The sequence below is a fragment of the Citrobacter meridianamericanus genome (assembly GCF_041320245.1).
GTDB lineage: Bacteria > Pseudomonadota > Gammaproteobacteria > Enterobacterales > Enterobacteriaceae > Citrobacter > Citrobacter meridianamericanus.
Map to the genome: position 1 here is coordinate 5202192 of NZ_CP101036.1, position 15767 is coordinate 5217958.

Here is a 15767-nt window from a genome sequence, read left to right on the forward strand (position 1 = left end):
CGTGCGCGCATGTTACGCCAGCAAAATTTTGACGTCAACACGCAACGAAACGCTAGCCTGGATAAATTACCTGCTCATCAGTAAGGCTAGCAGATCGTTACAAAATAATGATATTTTTCTGAAAGTTATACCGTTTCCAGTCGGGCATAGGCTGCCACCAGCCATTTGATCCCCTGCCCCTGGAACGCGACCTGCAAACGACTGTGCTCACCGCTGCCTTCCAGATTGACAATGGTGCCCTCGCCAAACTTGGCGTGGCGCACGCGCTGGCCAAGCTTATAGCCAGTGTCGTTTTCCGCCATTGGCGTGCCCATCCGCTGATGGCTCACCGGACGGCTGACCGTGGCGCGCAAACGTACCTCTTCAACGCACGCTTCCGGCAGTTCACCAATAAAGCGTGACGGACGATGGTAAACCTCTTTGCCATACAAACGACGCGTTTCAGCGTAGGTTAGCGTCAGCTTTTGCATCGCACGGGTCACGCCGACGTAGGCCAGTCGGCGTTCCTCTTCGAGACGTCCGCCTTCGTCCAGCGACATCTGGCTGGGGAACATGCCTTCTTCCATGCCGACGATAAACACCTGAGGGAACTCCAGACCTTTCGCCGAGTGCAGGGTCATCAGCTGTACCGCGTCCTGCCAGGTATCCGCCTGTCCTTCGCCCGCTTCCAGCGCGGCGTGAGACAGGAACGCCTGCAGCGGCATCAGGTCTTCGTCTTCTTCGTTGTAACTAAACTGACGCGTTGCCGTCACCAGTTCGTCTAAGTTTTCGATACGCGTCTGGCCCTTCTCGCCTTTTTCCTGCTCGTACATCATGCGCAGCCCGGAGTCTTTAATCACCCGGTCAGTCTGCACGTGCAGCGGCATATCGGCGGTCTCCTGCGCCAGAGCGTCAATCAGCTCCATAAAACGCTGTAAGGCGCTGGCGGCACGACCCGCAAGGGCTTTTTCCTGCAACAGTTCACGACAGGCCTGCCACAGCGTTAGCTGGCGGTCACGTGAGGTCTGGCGCACCACATCCAGCGTACGATCGCCAATCCCGCGCGTCGGTGTATTCACCACGCGCTCAAACGCCGCATCGTCATTGCGATTGGCGATCAGGCGCAGGTAGGAGAGTGCATCTTTGATTTCCTGGCGTTCAAAGAAGCGCATCCCGCCATAAATACGATACGGCATACTGGCTTGTAACAACGCCTCTTCCAGCACGCGCGACTGGGCGTTGCTGCGGTACAGAATAGCGCATTGTTCAAGCGCACCGCCGTTGTCCTGCCAGGTTTTGATGCGGTTAACGACAAAGCGCGCTTCATCGAGTTCGTTGAACGCGCAGTATAGCGAGATCGGTTCACCGTCGACGCCGTCGGTCCACAGCTTTTTACCCAGACGCCCATTGTTGTTTTCAATCAGGGCGTTAGCCGCGCTGAGGATATTGTTGGTCGAGCGGTAATTCTGCTCCAGGCGAATGGTTTCTGCGCCCGGGAAATCGGTGAGGAAGCGCTGGATATTTTCCACCTGCGCTCCGCGCCAGCCGTAGATCGACTGGTCGTCATCGCCCACGATCATCACTTTGCCGGTGTCGCCCGCCAGCAGGCGGATCCAGGCGTACTGAATGTTGTTGGTATCCTGGAACTCATCCACCAGGATATTGGTAAAGCGTTCGCGGTAGTGCTGCAGGATATGCGGTTTGTTGAGCCACAGTTCATGGGCACGCAGTAGCAGCTCGGCGAAATCCACCAGCCCGGCGCGATCACACGCTTCCTGGTAAGCCTGATACACTTTCTGCCAGGTTTGCTCAACCGGGTTGCCATAGCTCTGCAGATGGTGCGGGCGCAGCCCTTCGTCTTTCTGACTATTGATAAACCACATCGCCTGACGCGGCGGCCACTGCTTCTCATCCAGGTTCATCGCCTTGATCAGGCGCTTGAGCAGACGCAGTTGGTCTTCGCTGTCGAGGATCTGGAAATCCTGCGGCAGGTTGGCATCCATATGGTGCGCGCGCAGCAGACGGTGCGCCAGACCGTGGAACGTACCCACCCACATACCGCCCTGGCTGGTTCCCATGATCTGACCAATACGGTGGCGCATTTCCGCCGCCGCTTTGTTGGTAAAGGTGACCGCCATAATGGAGTACGGCGAGTTGTTCTCTACCGTCAGTAACCAGGCGATGCGGTGCACCAGCACGCGCGTTTTACCACTCCCCGCGCCTGCCAGAACCAACATGTTGCTGCGTGGCGCGGCCACAGCCTGGCGCTGTTCGTCATTGAGGCTATCGAGCAGGTAAGAAACGTCCATTGGCACCGCCGGAATCAACAGGGCCCAGCCGGACCCCTGGGAATTTATACAGAGTTGTTGGTGATTATATCAGCGAGGTCAGAGATGCCAACTGTGAAATTTCGATATGCGGCAGCAAACGGCTGTCAGCGATGTGCATCAGGTCGGCATTTTCCGGTTTGATCCAGCAAGCCTGCATACCGCAACGGATGGCTCCCGCGACGTCTGTCGTCAGGTCATCGCCCACGTGCAGAATGTCACCCACGGGCATGTTCAGTTTTTCCGCCGCCAGCGCGTACATGTCGCTGAACGGTTTTGATCGCCCGTCGGGACCGGCGCGCAGCACAAACTCAAAATAATCGCCCAGGCCAAACAATTCCGGCTGCGCGTTACCGTTGGTAATCGCCACCAGCGGCCATTTTCGGGCCAGCGCCTTCAGCGTGTCATGTGTCGCCTGCGGGACATCAATACGGCTACGCCATTTGGCGAAATTCATCATCGCCGCATTCGCTCCCATTCTGGCTTCGGCCTCTGACAACCCCGCCTCCAGCATAGCGCGTTCTACGGCGCGGTGGCGCCATTGAGTAACGTCGTGGTAGATTTCCGGCTCAGCGTCGCGAACGGCCTGACGTAAGCGCTGGAGGTCGCTATTTTGCAGCGAACTCAGCGCCGGATGATAATTCTGTACAAACGCGAGCGCTTCCTGCTCGGTGCGTGTGATAACGGGACGGTTATCGTAAAGGGTGTCATCAAGGTCAAAGGTGAGCGCAGAAATGCGCCCCAAAGGCCGGTAAAAACGCATTATTTCCCCCGTTTGGCGCGCGGATGCGCCGCATCGTACACTGAAGCCAGGTGTTGAAAATCAAGATGGGTATAGATTTGGGTCGTGGAGAGATTGGCATGGCCTAATAATTCCTGCACACCACGCAGATCGCCGCTCGACTCCAGCATATGCGTCGCAAATGAATGGCGTAGCTTGTGGGGATGTACATGGCTGTTCAGCCCCTGCTTGATACCCCATTCAGCAAAACGTTTCTGCACGTTCCGTGCAGAGATGCGTTTGCCCAGTTTTGACAGAAATAACGCATCGTCATCGCAGCCAAAGAGTCCGCGCAGATCCAGCCAGTGCTCAATCCACGCCACCGCATTGCGGCCAATCGGCAGTCGACGCTCTTTACTGCCCTTGCCCATCACCCATACTTCGCCGGTGTCGAGATCGAGATGTTTAATATCCAGCCCAACCAGTTCAGATAAACGCAGCCCGGCGCCGTACATCACTTCCAGCATCGCGCGGTCGCGCACGGCGAGGGGATCGTTGAGATCGATATCCAGCAGGCGATTAACGTCGTCGACATCGATATTTTTAGGCAGATGACGCGGTGCTTTGGGTGCGGAAACGCTTTTTGCCGGATTGGCTTTCAGCTCGCCCTGATTAACCAGCCAGTCGAAAAAACTGCGTAGCGCGGAAAGTCGCAACGCCAGGCTCGCCGGTCCCAGCCCTTTACGACGACTGCGCACGGCAAAGCTTCGCACCATAGCAGCGTCACATTGTTGCCAGCTTTGCAAACCGGTTTCTCCGGCTAACGCGATGATGGCATCAAGCTGGCGCTGATAATTAAGCAATGTGATCGGGCTAAGCTGGCGCTCAACGCCCAGATAGCGCAAAAAGCGCGCCACATCCTGAGAAAGGGGTGAATCGGTCATATGCGTTCAATCCAGCGCTCCAGCAGTTCCGGCAACATCAACGAGATTTCCTGCAATAACTGCGTACCTTGTCCCTGCTGGTAATGATTAACGTCACGACTGCTGAACAGCATCACGCCAAGGGAGCCATCTTGCCCGAGCATCGACATCGCGACTGAGCCTATCGCTTTCGCCTCCGGCATCATCACCAGCAACTCGGGGCCATTGAGCGGCCCAAGATAATGCCGAGACTGGCCCAGACGCTGAATTCGCAGCGGTTCAAAAGCCTGACGGCTTAATGCCAGATGGGTGAATTTTGAGGGCGCGCCTAGTCGCCAGCGATCCGGGAACAGACGAACCGTCGCTCCTGCCAGCCCTAACTCACGCGCCCAGCGATGAAATCGCATCAGCATATCGTCAAGGCTGCTGGCCGCCACCAGACGTCCTTGCAGATTTAACAGACGATAGAACAGGCTTTCATTGGCGTTGGCCTGTTCCATCAACAGCGCCATGTTCTCTTCCAGCACGTTAATATGATTACGCGCCCGTGCCATATGCCATTCCACTAAAGAGACCGTGCCGCGCACCGGGTGCGGAACACGCATCGCCTCAACTGCCTGGGCATTACGGATAAAAAACTCAGGATTACGTTGCAGGTAATCGACGACCGCCCGATCGTCGAGCTCCATGAGCGTTTCCTGTAGTTCTTCCCCTGGTTGCTTCATAAGTGAATAAATCCGTCGTAGACATGTGCCGCCGGGCCTGTCATATACAGCGGATGACCCGGACCTTTCCAGGCGATATCAAGTCGACCGCCCGGTAATTCCACCCTCACCTCTTCTGCCAGCAGACCCTGCTGAATACCAACCGCAACAGCGGCGCACGCCCCGCTACCGCAGGCCTGCGTTTCACCCGCTCCACGCTCATAAACCCGCAGTCGGATATGCTCGCGCTTCACCACCTGCATAAAGCCAATATTGGCGCGTTCAGGGAAGCGCTCGTGGCTTTCCAGAACCGGTCCCAGTGTTTCTACTGTGGCCGTATCAACATCATCAACCTGAATCACGCAGTGCGGGTTCCCCATTGAAACCACGCCGCACAATACTGTCTGTTCGGCCGCGCGCATAATATAGGTCTTCTCTGCTTTATTGGCGCGAAACGGAACCTGCGAGGGTTCAAAATTGGGTTCTCCCATATTCACCTGCACCAGCTCGTCGTCGGTTACGGTTAATACCATACGACCATTGGCGGTACTGACGCGAATATCGCGCTTATTGGTCAGCCCTTTCAGGCGAACAAAGCGGGCAAAACAGCGGGCGCCATTGCCACATTGTGACACTTCACTGCCGTCGGCATTAAAAATACGGTAGTGGAAATCCAGCTCCGGATCATACGGAGGTTCAACCACCAGCAGTTGATCAAATCCAACGCCGAGATGCCTGTCGGACAGGCGGCGGATCAGCTCTGGTGAGAAAAAGACATTCTGCGTTACCGCGTCGACGACCATAAAATCGTTGCCAAGGCCATGCATTTTAGAGAATTGCATCATTCACTCCGTTCACGCGGGTACAGAAATATAAATCTATTCCTGCCGTCAGTAATTCACCTGGGAAGGCCCGTCACTAATCCCACGATCGTTTTTCTCAGGCGTGGTGGATTGCGATTGCGGCTGAACGCTCTTGGTCGGAGGCGGCGCGGTTTTATCTGCTGGCGGGAAATACAGCGGGCCTTTGAGCCCACAGCCCGTCAGGCTGAACAGAGTAAAAATGACAGCGAGTGGCTTTAACACGTTTTTCATTATGGATTGCCTGTAAAGTTCATGCTTTCTGTTTTCTATCATCGCAGGAGAAGGCGTAAAAGCAAGAGTTAGCCTGTAATCTGCAACGCGTTTTGTTTCAGGTTATACTGCCGTCATCACGAAAAACAGGATAAGAAAATGAACGACAGTGAATTTCATCGCCTTGCTGACACCCTGTGGATGACCATTGAAGAGCGTCTGGACGACTGGGACGGCGACAGCGATATCGATTGTGAAATCAACGGCGGCGTGCTGACCCTCAGCTTCGAAAACGGCAGCAAAATTATTATTAACCGTCAGGAGCCGCTGCACCAGGTGTGGCTGGCAACCAAGCAGGGCGGCTACCACTTTGACCTGAAAGGCGACGAGTGGATCTGCGATCGTAGCGGCGAAACGTTCTGGGATCTGCTGGAACAGGCGGCAACACAGCAGGCAGGTGAAGAAGTGAGCTTCCGCTAAGTGTGATTGCCGGATGCGCTTCGCTTATCCGGCATCATGTTCAGGAAAAATACTGCTGCAACTGCGGCGCGTCGTTGTCCTGATTGACGGGCGGAACAGCGCTAATCGGCTGGGTACGGAACGGAATTACCTGCGCGCGCCCGTCGGTTTTCACAATCTGATAGAACTGCGGCAGGTTAAAGTTGATAAAGCTTGAGCCATAGGTGAAGCGATCGTGCGACGATGAGTAGAAACGGCTGACGTCGCGTACCAGTTCCTCTTTGCTGCCTTCGCAGTGGTGATACACCTCGGCCCGGTTACTCTCGTCCAGAATGTAGATATTAAAGCCCTGCTCATCACCCGTTTCTTCGAAAAAGAACTGAATGATCCCTTCGCTGGCAAACCCGTCCACTACCGACGGAAGTTTCACATGGTTAGTCTCAACCTGAACGGAAAGTCCGTGCAGTTTGTTATGTGAAATCGCACCATAGAATTCAATCGCGTTTTCCAGCTTCTGTACCGAGACGTTCAGACGTTCGAAGAACAGCCCCCACGTCTGACCGGAAACACGCAGCGCTTTGAAGCGTCCAGTTTCCTGACGGGTACTGGAGAGGCGTAATTCGATGCACTCAGACACCAGTTGCTGTACGCGAGTACGAATTAACCCGCGCAGATGCTGGCTATAGCAGAAGACCTCGACGCTATCCGGCGGCGCGGCATCCTGATGCATTTTGCCCAGAATCGTTTTTAACGCTTCAATCATCGCCTGCTCGCCGTTGAAGTGCAGCGTACGCACCTCATTCCACGAGTTGCGATACAGCAGGTCTACGCTACCGACCAGGCAATTTTGCTCTTCGCCAAAACTGAAGACGTCCAGCTTACGGAAATCAAAATGCACCACCTGATTGCGAAATGCCGCCGTCGGGTCATATTCGAGGTTAACGATAATTGCCAGATGCCGAATTTCGCACGGACTATAAAGCGCTTTCGGCGTTGGCGCTGGTAAACGCAGCGGGAAGTGGTGCGACACATCGGCGACCATTTCCTGCAGCTTCGGCAAATCAACGATGCCGTTACCCTTAATAAATAGATGCGTACGCGAGGTCAGCAGGCCATTAAACCAGGCCCACGCCACCAGCTTGTTGAGATAGCGGTTATATTCCAGTGGTTGATGGCTGATGATCGAGTCCATGTTCGGCGCTCGGTTGTAAAGATACCACCCCGAACGGTTGGCACGACCCGGAGGCACATGGATAAAGGTCAGATTCGGTTCCGAGAGGTCTGGAGATATCTGCGGGTTCACCAGCGTGACTTTACCCGGCAACGCTTCAAACGCGGCATACAGCTTACGGGTCAGCACGCCGATATCTTGCGGGCTGGCGCTGACGCTGAGGTTATTACGCCGTGCAAAGCGGATCAGGTTACGATAGCTCTGCATCATCGCATCGAGCAGTTCGTTATGCGCTTCACGCACCTGGTCAATCTTCCAGTTAGCGCGGTTATCCAGCATGGTCAGACGGGCATCATCCCAGCCCCACTCTGTCACTAATTGACTTAATACTTCACGGCGCCAGCCCACGCAGGCGCGCTCACGGCTCAGTTTCTCACACACTTTTAAGTAGAAACATCGACGCACTAAATCCAGACGTGTCGGGTCTTCGATCGCCGTAAGGTATTCGGTTACACGCTCCAGCATCATGCAGTAAGGGTCGAGACCAAATGAGACGATCTCACCATCGTGCAAGCGCTGTTTAATATCTTTCGCCAACAGGCGTGGATTGGGGTATTCCCAGGAATACGCCTCCAGCAGCAGCGTTTTCAGCACTGCTTTGTACGGAGAGTCGATACTCTTGTACAACTGCCAAAGGCTGGCGCCGAAATACTCTTCGGCAGAGAGCGAACTGAGCCCGCCGAGATCCAGCCATTCGTTTGGCGTTAGCACCCCTTGTGCGTAGAGCGTCATGACGTAATCGTCGTAATGCTCTTCTTCGTCGCCCGGTACCATATTCCACAGAATACGTTTACCCGCGAGGCGCACAGCGGTGCGATAGAATTCATCCAGCAACAGGATATGCTGCGTCGAGCCACAGTCTTCCCCACCCAGACTGCCGCTTTCATTGTGACGGAAACGGTTTTCGTCAATCAGGAAGAAACTGACTTCCACGCCCAGCGAGGCCGCCCAGCTTTCCAGCAGGCTACATTTACGCTGCAGCAGTTGGCGCTCTTCGCTATCCAGCCAGGATTGATGGCAGACCCAGATATCAAGGTCAGACGAACAGCTTTGCCCTACCGAAGAGGTACTGCCCATCGAGTAAACGCCGGTGATCGGCAGTTCGCCCTTCGGCGGGTCCTGCGGCGACATGCCGCGGTACAGTTCCAACTCGTTCAGGTAGTGGCGTTGGGTTTCATCAGGCGTGTAAAGGCATATGCCTTTGGGAACGTTACCATCAAGGTAACCCGGCATCAGCGGATGGTGGTAGTGCAATAATGTCGGCAGCAGACTGTATACCTGCTGGAAAGCAGGTCCCATGGCAGCAAGCGCGCGATCCACACGCAGTTGATTTATGGCATCCAGTCTCTGTTTCAGAGTCTCAATATAGAGGTACAAGACGTATCGCCTGATGTTGCATCCGTCATGGCGTCGATAGCGGCGGCGCAAACGCTTACCACCCTCGTCATCAATCCGGATAAACCGTATGTCAAAAATAACCGTTACCTTTTTCACCTGCACTTTTATTAGTTACAGATGAAAAAATGGTCTAAAACGTGATCAATTTAACACCTTGCTCATTGACCGTAAAGAAAGATGCGCTACATACAAGTGTAGCACCGTTCGTTACGTGTAAATTCCTTCATACGGTCGGGAGGTTTTTCTCGTCATTCTTCACTGACAGTGATGATGCAGCGCCTTTTCCTCTCACTTACGTTTGAGCGTAACGCTGACATCCCTTTGATAAGGATGTTAGGATGGTCAATGATTGATAATGACGGTAACAAGCATGTTAGACAATGTTTTGAGAATTGCCACACGCCAAAGCCCCCTTGCGCTCTGGCAGGCACATTATGTCAAAGACGCCTTAATGGCAAACCACCCCGGTCTGATCGTGGAACTGGTTCCTATGGTAACCCGTGGCGATGTGATCCTTGATACTCCGCTGGCGAAGGTCGGGGGGAAAGGGCTGTTTGTTAAAGAGCTGGAAGTCGCGCTGCTGGAAAAACGCGCCGATATCGCCGTGCACTCCATGAAGGATGTGCCGGTTGAATTCCCTGACGGTCTTGGACTGGTCACCATTTGCGAGCGAGAAGATCCGCGTGATGCTTTCGTCTCCAATAAGTACAACACGCTGGATGAACTCCCGGCTGGCAGCATCGTCGGGACATCCAGTTTGCGCCGTCAGTGCCAGTTGGCCAAACGCCGTCCTGACCTCATCATCCGTTCGTTGCGCGGTAACGTAGGCACACGTCTCGGCAAACTGGATAACGGTGATTATGACGCGATTATTCTGGCGGTCGCCGGATTAAAACGTTTAGGTCTTGAGTCGCGCGTCCGTACCGCTCTGCCGCCGGAAGTCTCTCTGCCAGCTGTCGGGCAAGGCGCAGTTGGCATAGAATGTCGACTGGATGATATGCGCACTCAGGCGCTGTTAGCGCCGCTCAATCATGAAGAGACAGCGCTACGCGTCAAAGCCGAACGCGCCATGAACACCCGCCTGGAAGGAGGATGTCAGGTACCTATCGGCAGTTATGCCGAGGTCATTAACGGTGAGATTTGGCTGCGGGCGCTGGTCGGCGCACCTGATGGTTCGCAGATGGTATGTGGAGAACGTCGCGGTGCCGCGCAGGATGCTGAGCAGATGGGCATCTCTCTGGCTGAAGAGCTACTGGAGAACGGTGCGCGTGCCATTCTGGCTGAAGTTTACAACGGAGAAGCCCCCGCATGAGTATTCTGGTCACCCGCCCGTCTCCCGCTGGGGAAGAGTTAGTGAGCCGTCTGCGCACACTGGGGCAGGTGGCCTGGAGTTTTCCGCTCATCGAGTTTTCACGGGGTCGGGAACTGGCGATGCTTGCTTCCCGACTGTCAGCGCTGACGGAAAACGATCTGGTCTTCGCACTCTCACAGCACGCCGTCACCTTTGCTGATGCCGAGCTTCAGCAGCAAGGGAAAAGTTGGCCCTCCCTTCCGCATTATTTTGCTATTGGCCGCACAACGGCGCTGGCACTGCATACCGTTAGCAGCTGCAATATTCACTACCCTCTGGATCGGGAAATTAGCGAAGTCTTGCTACAATTACCTGAATTACAAAATATTGCGGGAAAACGCGCGCTTATTTTACGCGGCAACGGTGGTCGCGAGCTGATAGGTGAAACCCTGACGGCACGTGGAGCTGATGTCGATTTTTGTGAATGTTATCAACGCAGTGCAAAACACTACGATGGCGCGGAAGAAGCGATGCGCTGGCAATCTCGTGGCGTGACCACGCTGGTTGTCACCAGCGGAGAGATGCTACAACAGCTCTGGTCGCTCATTCCGCAATGGTATCGTGAGCACTGGTTACTACGCTGTCGGCTGCTGGTCGTCAGTGAGCGTCTGGCGCACCTCGCCCGGGAACTGGGCTGGCAAGATATTAAGGTCGCTGATAACGCCGACAACGATGCGCTGTTACGCGCATTACAATAACTCTCATAATGGGATGCCATAATGACGGAACAAGAAAAATCCTCCGCCGTGGTTGAAGAGACCAGGGAGGCCGTGGAAACCACGTCACAGCCAGTCAATACTGAAAAAAAGAGTAAGAACAGCACGGCGCTGATTCTGAGCGCCGTGGCGATTGCAATCGCGCTGGCAGCAGGCGTTGGGCTGTACGGCTGGGGGAAACAACAGGCAACAACACAGACAGCAACCAGCGACGCGCTGGCAAACCAACTGACGGCGCTGCAAAAAGCGCAGGAAAGCCAAAAAGCTGAGCTGGAAGGCATTATTAAACAGCAGGCCACGCAGCTGGATGAAGCCTCTCGCCAGCAGGCCGCGCTGGTCAAACAGCTTGACGAAGTCCAGCAAAAAGTCGCCACTATCTCCAGCAGCGATGCCGGAACATGGTTACTGGCGCAGGCTGATTTCCTGGTGAAACTGGCCGGTCGCAAATTATGGAGCGATCAGGACGTGACCACCGCCGCGGCGCTGCTGAAAAGCGCTGATGCCAGCCTGGCGGATATGAACGACCCGAGCCTGATTACCGCCCGCCGCGCGATTACCGATGATATCGCTAGCCTCTCCGCGGTGACTCAGGTCGACTATGACGGCATTATCCTCAAAGTAAATCAGCTCGCAAACCAGATTGATAACCTGCGTCTGGCCGACAATGACACCGATGATTCGCCGATGGACTCCGACAGCAACGAGCTTTCCAGCTCGATCAGCGAATGGCGTATCAATCTGCAAAAAAGCTGGCAGAACTTTATGGATAGCTTTATCACCGTTCGCCGTCGTGATGAAACCGCCGTCCCGCTGCTGGCACCGAACCAGGACGTTTATTTACGTGAAAACATCCGTTCACGCCTGTTAGTGGCCGCCCAGGCTGTGCCGCGTCATCAGGAAGAAACCTGGCGTCAGGCGCTGGAAAACGTCTCTACCTGGGTGCGCGCCTACTACGACACCGATGATGCAACGACCAAAGCTTTCCTTGAAGAGGTAGACCAGCTGAGCCAACAAAGCATCAGTATGGATGTCCCGGAAACGCTGCAGAGCCAGGCTCTTCTCGACAAGCTAATGCAGACCCGCGTACGTAATTTACTGGCGCAACCTGCCACAGCGCCAGTTGCACCTGCGCCTGCAACAGACGCTCCGGCGACTGCGCCGCAAGGAGAATAATGATGCTAAAAGTATTATTGCTCTTTGTGCTGCTGATTGCCGGGATCGTTGTTGGTCCGATGATTGCCGGTCACCAGGGCTACGTATTGATCCAGACGGATAATTACAATATCGAAACCAGCGTGACGGGACTGGCGATCATCCTGATCGTCGCCATGGTCGTCCTGTTTGCAATTGAATGGCTGCTGCGCCGAATTTTCCGCACAGGTGCGCATACCCGCGGATGGTTTGTCGGTCGTAAACGTCGTCGCGCCCGTAAGCAGACCGAACAGGCGCTGCTCAAGCTGGCGGAAGGTGACTATCAGCAGGTTGAGAAGCTAATGTCGAAAAATGCCGATCATGCAGAACAGCCGGTAGTGAATTACCTGCTGGCGGCAGAAGCGGCTCAGCAGCGCGGTGACGAAGCGCGTGCCAACCAACACCTTGAGCGTGCCGCCGAACTGGCAGGCAATGATACGATCCCGGTTGAAATCGCTCGCGTTCGCCTGCAGCTGGCGCGTAATGAAAATCATGCCGCGCGCCACAGCGTAGACAAACTGCTGGAAGTGACACCTCGTCATCCGGAAGTGCTGCGTCTGGCTGAACAGGCCTACATTCGTACCGGCGCATGGAGTTCGTTACTGGATATCATTCCATCCATGGCAAAAGCGCACGTGGGCGATGACGAACATCGCGCTATGCTGGAACAGCAGGCATGGGTTGGCCTGATGGATCAGGTTCGCGCCGATCAGGGCAGCGAGGGGCTACGCGCATGGTGGAAAAATCAGAACCGTAAAACCCGTCATCAGGTTGCCCTGCAGGTAGCGATGGCTGAACATCTGATTGAGTGTGACGATCACGACACGGCGCAGCAGGTCATTATTGATGGCCTGAAACGTCAGTACGACGATCGCCTGGTGCTGCCGATCCCGCGTCTGAAAACCAATAACCCGGAACAGATAGAGAAAGTGTTGCGCCAGCAGATTAAAGCCGTGGGCGATCGCCCGTTGCTATGGAGCACGCTGGGGCAGTCGCTCATGAAGCATGGCGAATGGCAGGAAGCCACGCTCGCCTTCCGTGCAGCCCTCAAACAGCGCCCGGATGCCTATGACTACGCCTGGCTTGCTGACGCGCTGGACAGACTGCATCAACCGGAAGAAGCCGCCACCATGCGCCGTGATGGCCTGATGCTGACGCTGCAGAACAACAATCCCCCGCAGTAATTCCCCATTGCCCGGTGACGCTTCGCCTACCGGGCATTTTCAATGATGCATAAATAAAAAAACGCCCGCTCTTTTGGAGCAGGCGTTAAACAGGTCTGTATGACAACATAAATGGGTGCTTCACTCAACGTTATGTCCATGGTGTTTGATGAGGCTACGCGACATCTGTCTGTGGACGATAAGCACCGTAAACGGCTCTGCATCATTCCTGAGTTTATGAGGCCAGATGGCGAACATAAGAGATGGAATGAGCATCTACCCGTATATTATTGCACAACGCGTGCCACGATTGCACTGCAAAAACCAGGTATTCGGACTTTTTAAGACAGCAGGTAATTCTTGGGAATAACGACTGAGAAAGGAAAATCAGAAAACAAAAAACCCCGCCGAAGCGGGGTTCAAAATTGGTCGGCGAGAGAGGATTCGAACCTCCGACCCACTGGTCCCAAACCAGTTGCGCTACCAAGCTGCGCTACTCGCCGTTTTACTGCTTTTTGAATTTTTAGTTCAATTCTTTAAGTCGTGGTGCGAGGGGGGGGACTCGAACCCCCACATCCTAAGGACACTAACACCTGAAGCTAGCGCGTCTACCAATTCCGCCACCTTCGCATTTCACAACTTTAAATTAATGGGGTGGCTAATGGGATTCGAACCCACGACAACTGGAATCACAATCCAGGGCTCTACCAACTGAGCTATAGCCACCACTGCAAATCTTTTACGCGGTATTAAAACCACCGCAGCTCCGGCACCATTACTAAATGGTGCGCCCGACAGGATTCGAACCTGAGACCTCTGCCTCCGGAGGGCAGCGCTCTATCCAGCTGAGCTACGGGCGCTTAGCGCCGTTGCGGGGCTGGATATTACGGAGGTCTCGGTCTGCTGTCTAGTGGTTTTTTAAAATAAATTATCGTTTGGTCATGGTTTGTGCGTTTTGTCGCTTATTCCTGCAATTTTTGGGCTGTGCCATGACGATTCAGGCCAAAAACCTTATAAATGAGTGTCACCGCCAGTAAGAAGCCAATGCCAACAAACAGTGACATTCGGGTATCTTCATTAAAGTACATGCCGATTAATACGCAAATCAGGAACGCCATCGTCAAATAATTCGCCCACGGGAACAGAATCGAACGGAAAGGATGACTGGCGATCGCCGCTTTATGGGCCTGGCGGAACCGCAGCTGGCTTATCAGGATCACAAACCACGGCACCATCCCCGGTAGCACGCTGGCGCTATAAACATAAACGAATACGCGCTGCGGGTTGGGAATAATGTAGTTCAGGCACGAACCAATCAGCAGTATCGCGATAGAAATAGCCACGCCGGCAACCGGTACGCCATGGCGAGAAACTTTTCCAACAGCGGCGGGGAGCTGACGATTCTTTGCCAGTGCGTAGAGCATGCGCCCGCAGCTGTACATCCCGCTGTTACAACCCGACAGCGCCGCAGTCAGAACCACAAAGTTAATAATCCCTGCCGCTGCGGTAATACCAATCTTGGCAAAGGTGAGAACAAACGGACTGCCGTTGCTGCCAATCTCGTTCCACGGGAAAATAGTGACGATAACAAAAATCGCCCCAACGTAGAAAATCAGGATACGCCACAGCACTTTACCTACTGCGCTACGCAGCGTGACCTGTGGATTCTTCGCTTCACCTGCAGTAATGCCGATCAGCTCCACGCCCTGGTAAGAAGCCACGACAATACACAATGCCGTCAGGAAGCCCTTCCAACCACCAGCAAAGAAGCCGCCATGCTCGGTCAGGTTGCCAAAACCGATCGCCTGACCACCGTTGCCAAACCCGAAGAAAATCACCCCTAACCCAATGACGATCATCACAATGATGGTGGTCACTTTGATCATGGCAAACCAGAATTCAATTTCACCATACAAGCGAACTGCGGCGAGGTTTGCCAACGCAACCAGTCCAACAGCAATCAGTGCGGGTATCCATTGCGCCATTTCCGGGAACCAGAACTGGACGTACACCCCGATGGCGGTAATCTCTGATATCCCCACTGCCATCCACATAAACCAATATGACCAGGCGGTGAGATAACCAAAGAAGGGGCTCATATAACGATGGGCGTAAACAGCGAATGAACCGGCAACCGGCTCGAGGAATAACATCTCCCCCATAGAACGCATAATGAAAAAGACGAACAGCCCGGCCACGATGTATGCCAGCAGAACCGACGGCCCCGCCCATTTCAGGGTACTGGCAGCCCCCATAAAGAGTCCGACGCCAATAGTGCCCCCAAGGGCAATTAATTCGATGTGACGAGCCTCCAGCCCACGCTGTAGCTCAGGTTTGTTCTCGGCCATAAATCCTCTTGTTGTGTTTGCATGCTGTCCGGTATTACCGGTTCTCGTTATGGGTACATCTTGTTATGCCATAACAGGCCACACGACACCGACCGCTTAGCGGTTGGCGTCAAAACTCCACGGCACTGGAATGATTGTTGCGAATGGTTTCCTAAAATCGCTTAAATGGCAATTAAAGCATTC

The 15767-nt window shown here is 54.4% G+C and carries 13 protein-coding genes and 4 tRNA genes; 5 read left to right on the top strand and 12 right to left on the bottom strand.

Features of this window, described 5'->3' with window-relative positions:
* Positions 1-125: 125 nt before the first annotated feature.
* The 6 genes from uvrD to NMD08_RS25265 all read right to left on the bottom strand — a co-directional run bounded on the left by uvrD (position 126) and on the right by NMD08_RS25265 (position 5748).
* Positions 126-2288: a DNA helicase II gene (gene uvrD, locus NMD08_RS25240; RefSeq protein WP_003017922.1), complete on the bottom strand. Its 2163-nt coding sequence runs from the start codon at positions 2286-2288 to the stop codon at positions 126-128.
* 64 nt (positions 2289-2352) lie between these two features.
* Complete coding sequence (gene yigB / locus NMD08_RS25245) at positions 2353-3069, bottom strand: 5-amino-6-(5-phospho-D-ribitylamino)uracil phosphatase YigB (protein ID WP_151217244.1); 717 nt, start codon at positions 3067-3069, stop codon at positions 2353-2355.
* Entirely contained in the window at positions 3069-3971 is a 903-nt protein-coding gene (gene xerC, locus NMD08_RS25250; protein ID WP_114681699.1) for a tyrosine recombinase XerC, read from the bottom strand. The genes yigB and xerC overlap by 1 nt, the downstream gene beginning before the upstream one ends.
* Entirely contained in the window at positions 3968-4675 is a 708-nt protein-coding gene (locus NMD08_RS25255; RefSeq protein ID WP_151217245.1) for a DUF484 domain-containing protein, read from the bottom strand. The genes xerC and NMD08_RS25255 overlap by 4 nt, the downstream gene beginning before the upstream one ends.
* Positions 4672-5496: a diaminopimelate epimerase gene (dapF, locus tag NMD08_RS25260; protein ID WP_151217298.1), complete on the bottom strand. Its 825-nt coding sequence runs from the start codon at positions 5494-5496 to the stop codon at positions 4672-4674. The genes NMD08_RS25255 and dapF overlap by 4 nt, the downstream gene beginning before the upstream one ends.
* A 48-nt stretch (positions 5497-5544) precedes the next feature.
* Positions 5545-5748, bottom strand: coding sequence for a lipoprotein (locus NMD08_RS25265; RefSeq protein WP_003017937.1), 204 nt, complete (start codon positions 5746-5748; stop codon positions 5545-5547).
* Positions 5749-5886: 138 nt separating this feature from the next.
* Between NMD08_RS25265 and cyaY the strand changes: the two genes are divergently transcribed.
* A complete protein-coding gene (cyaY, locus tag NMD08_RS25270; protein ID WP_151217248.1) occupies positions 5887-6207 on the top strand; it encodes an iron donor protein CyaY in 321 nt (106 codons plus the stop codon).
* A 40-nt stretch (positions 6208-6247) separates the two neighbouring features.
* On the opposite strand, the gene cyaA is transcribed toward cyaY, so the two are convergent.
* Positions 6248-8794 carry a class I adenylate cyclase gene (gene cyaA, locus NMD08_RS25275; RefSeq protein ID WP_040230071.1) on the bottom strand — a complete coding sequence of 849 codons (2547 nt, stop codon included), beginning with the start codon at positions 8792-8794 and terminating at the stop codon, positions 6248-6250.
* Positions 8795-9185: 391 nt separating this feature from the next.
* Between cyaA and hemC the strand changes: the two genes are divergently transcribed.
* Genes hemC through hemY form a run of 4 tightly spaced genes read left to right on the top strand, consistent with a single transcriptional unit; the run spans position 9186 to position 13257 of the window.
* On the top strand, positions 9186-10127 hold the full coding sequence (gene hemC, locus NMD08_RS25280; RefSeq protein WP_151217250.1) for a hydroxymethylbilane synthase: 942 nt from the start codon (positions 9186-9188) through the stop codon (positions 10125-10127).
* Positions 10124-10864, top strand: coding sequence for a uroporphyrinogen-III synthase (gene hemD / locus NMD08_RS25285; protein ID WP_370619265.1), 741 nt, complete (start codon positions 10124-10126; stop codon positions 10862-10864). The genes hemC and hemD overlap by 4 nt, the downstream gene beginning before the upstream one ends.
* A 21-nt stretch (positions 10865-10885) precedes the next feature.
* The gene (hemX, locus tag NMD08_RS25290; protein WP_187260255.1) at positions 10886-12055 is read left to right on the top strand and encodes a uroporphyrinogen-III C-methyltransferase; all 1170 of its coding nucleotides are present in this window, start codon (positions 10886-10888) and stop codon (positions 12053-12055) included.
* Between the two features lie 2 nt (positions 12056-12057).
* Positions 12058-13257 carry a protoheme IX biogenesis protein HemY gene (gene hemY / locus NMD08_RS25295; protein ID WP_151217300.1) on the top strand — a complete coding sequence of 400 codons (1200 nt, stop codon included), beginning with the start codon at positions 12058-12060 and terminating at the stop codon, positions 13255-13257.
* Positions 13258-13662: 405 nt separating this feature from the next.
* Here hemY and NMD08_RS25300 read toward each other — a convergent pair.
* The 5 genes from NMD08_RS25300 to NMD08_RS25320 all read right to left on the bottom strand — a co-directional run bounded on the left by NMD08_RS25300 (position 13663) and on the right by NMD08_RS25320 (position 15584).
* A tRNA-Pro gene (locus NMD08_RS25300) sits at positions 13663-13739 on the bottom strand.
* A 41-nt stretch (positions 13740-13780) separates the two neighbouring features.
* A tRNA-Leu gene (locus tag NMD08_RS25305) sits at positions 13781-13866 on the bottom strand.
* 20 nt (positions 13867-13886) lie between these two features.
* Positions 13887-13962, bottom strand: a tRNA-His gene (locus NMD08_RS25310).
* 57 nt (positions 13963-14019) lie between these two features.
* Positions 14020-14096, bottom strand: a tRNA-Arg gene (locus tag NMD08_RS25315).
* Between the two features lie 102 nt (positions 14097-14198).
* On the bottom strand, positions 14199-15584 hold the full coding sequence (locus tag NMD08_RS25320; protein WP_151225755.1) for an amino acid permease: 1386 nt from the start codon (positions 15582-15584) through the stop codon (positions 14199-14201).
* Positions 15585-15767: the final 183 nt, after the last annotated feature.

What these genes read in the sequence shown, in the direction of transcription:
- uvrD (WP_003017922.1), bottom strand. Translation starts at nt 2,288, where the DNA reads ATGGACGTTTCTTACCTGCTCGATAGCCTCAATGACGAACAGCGCCAG.
- yigB (WP_151217244.1), bottom strand. Translation starts at nt 3,069, where the DNA reads ATGCGTTTTTACCGGCCTTTGGGGCGCATTTCTGCGCTCACCTTTGAC.
- xerC (WP_114681699.1), bottom strand. Translation starts at nt 3,971, where the DNA reads ATGACCGATTCACCCCTTTCTCAGGATGTGGCGCGCTTTTTGCGCTAT.
- NMD08_RS25255 (WP_151217245.1), bottom strand. Translation starts at nt 4,675, where the DNA reads ATGAAGCAACCAGGGGAAGAACTACAGGAAACGCTCATGGAGCTCGAC.
- dapF (WP_151217298.1), bottom strand. Translation starts at nt 5,496, where the DNA reads ATGCAATTCTCTAAAATGCATGGCCTTGGCAACGATTTTATGGTCGTC.
- NMD08_RS25265 (WP_003017937.1), bottom strand. Translation starts at nt 5,748, where the DNA reads ATGAAAAACGTGTTAAAGCCACTCGCTGTCATTTTTACTCTGTTCAGC.
- cyaY (WP_151217248.1), top strand. Translation starts at nt 5,887, where the DNA reads ATGAACGACAGTGAATTTCATCGCCTTGCTGACACCCTGTGGATGACC.
- hemC (WP_151217250.1), top strand. Translation starts at nt 9,186, where the DNA reads ATGTTAGACAATGTTTTGAGAATTGCCACACGCCAAAGCCCCCTTGCG.
- hemD (WP_370619265.1), top strand. Translation starts at nt 10,124, where the DNA reads ATGAGTATTCTGGTCACCCGCCCGTCTCCCGCTGGGGAAGAGTTAGTG.
- hemX (WP_187260255.1), top strand. Translation starts at nt 10,886, where the DNA reads ATGACGGAACAAGAAAAATCCTCCGCCGTGGTTGAAGAGACCAGGGAG.
- hemY (WP_151217300.1), top strand. Translation starts at nt 12,058, where the DNA reads ATGCTAAAAGTATTATTGCTCTTTGTGCTGCTGATTGCCGGGATCGTT.
- NMD08_RS25320 (WP_151225755.1), bottom strand. Translation starts at nt 15,584, where the DNA reads ATGGCCGAGAACAAACCTGAGCTACAGCGTGGGCTGGAGGCTCGTCAC.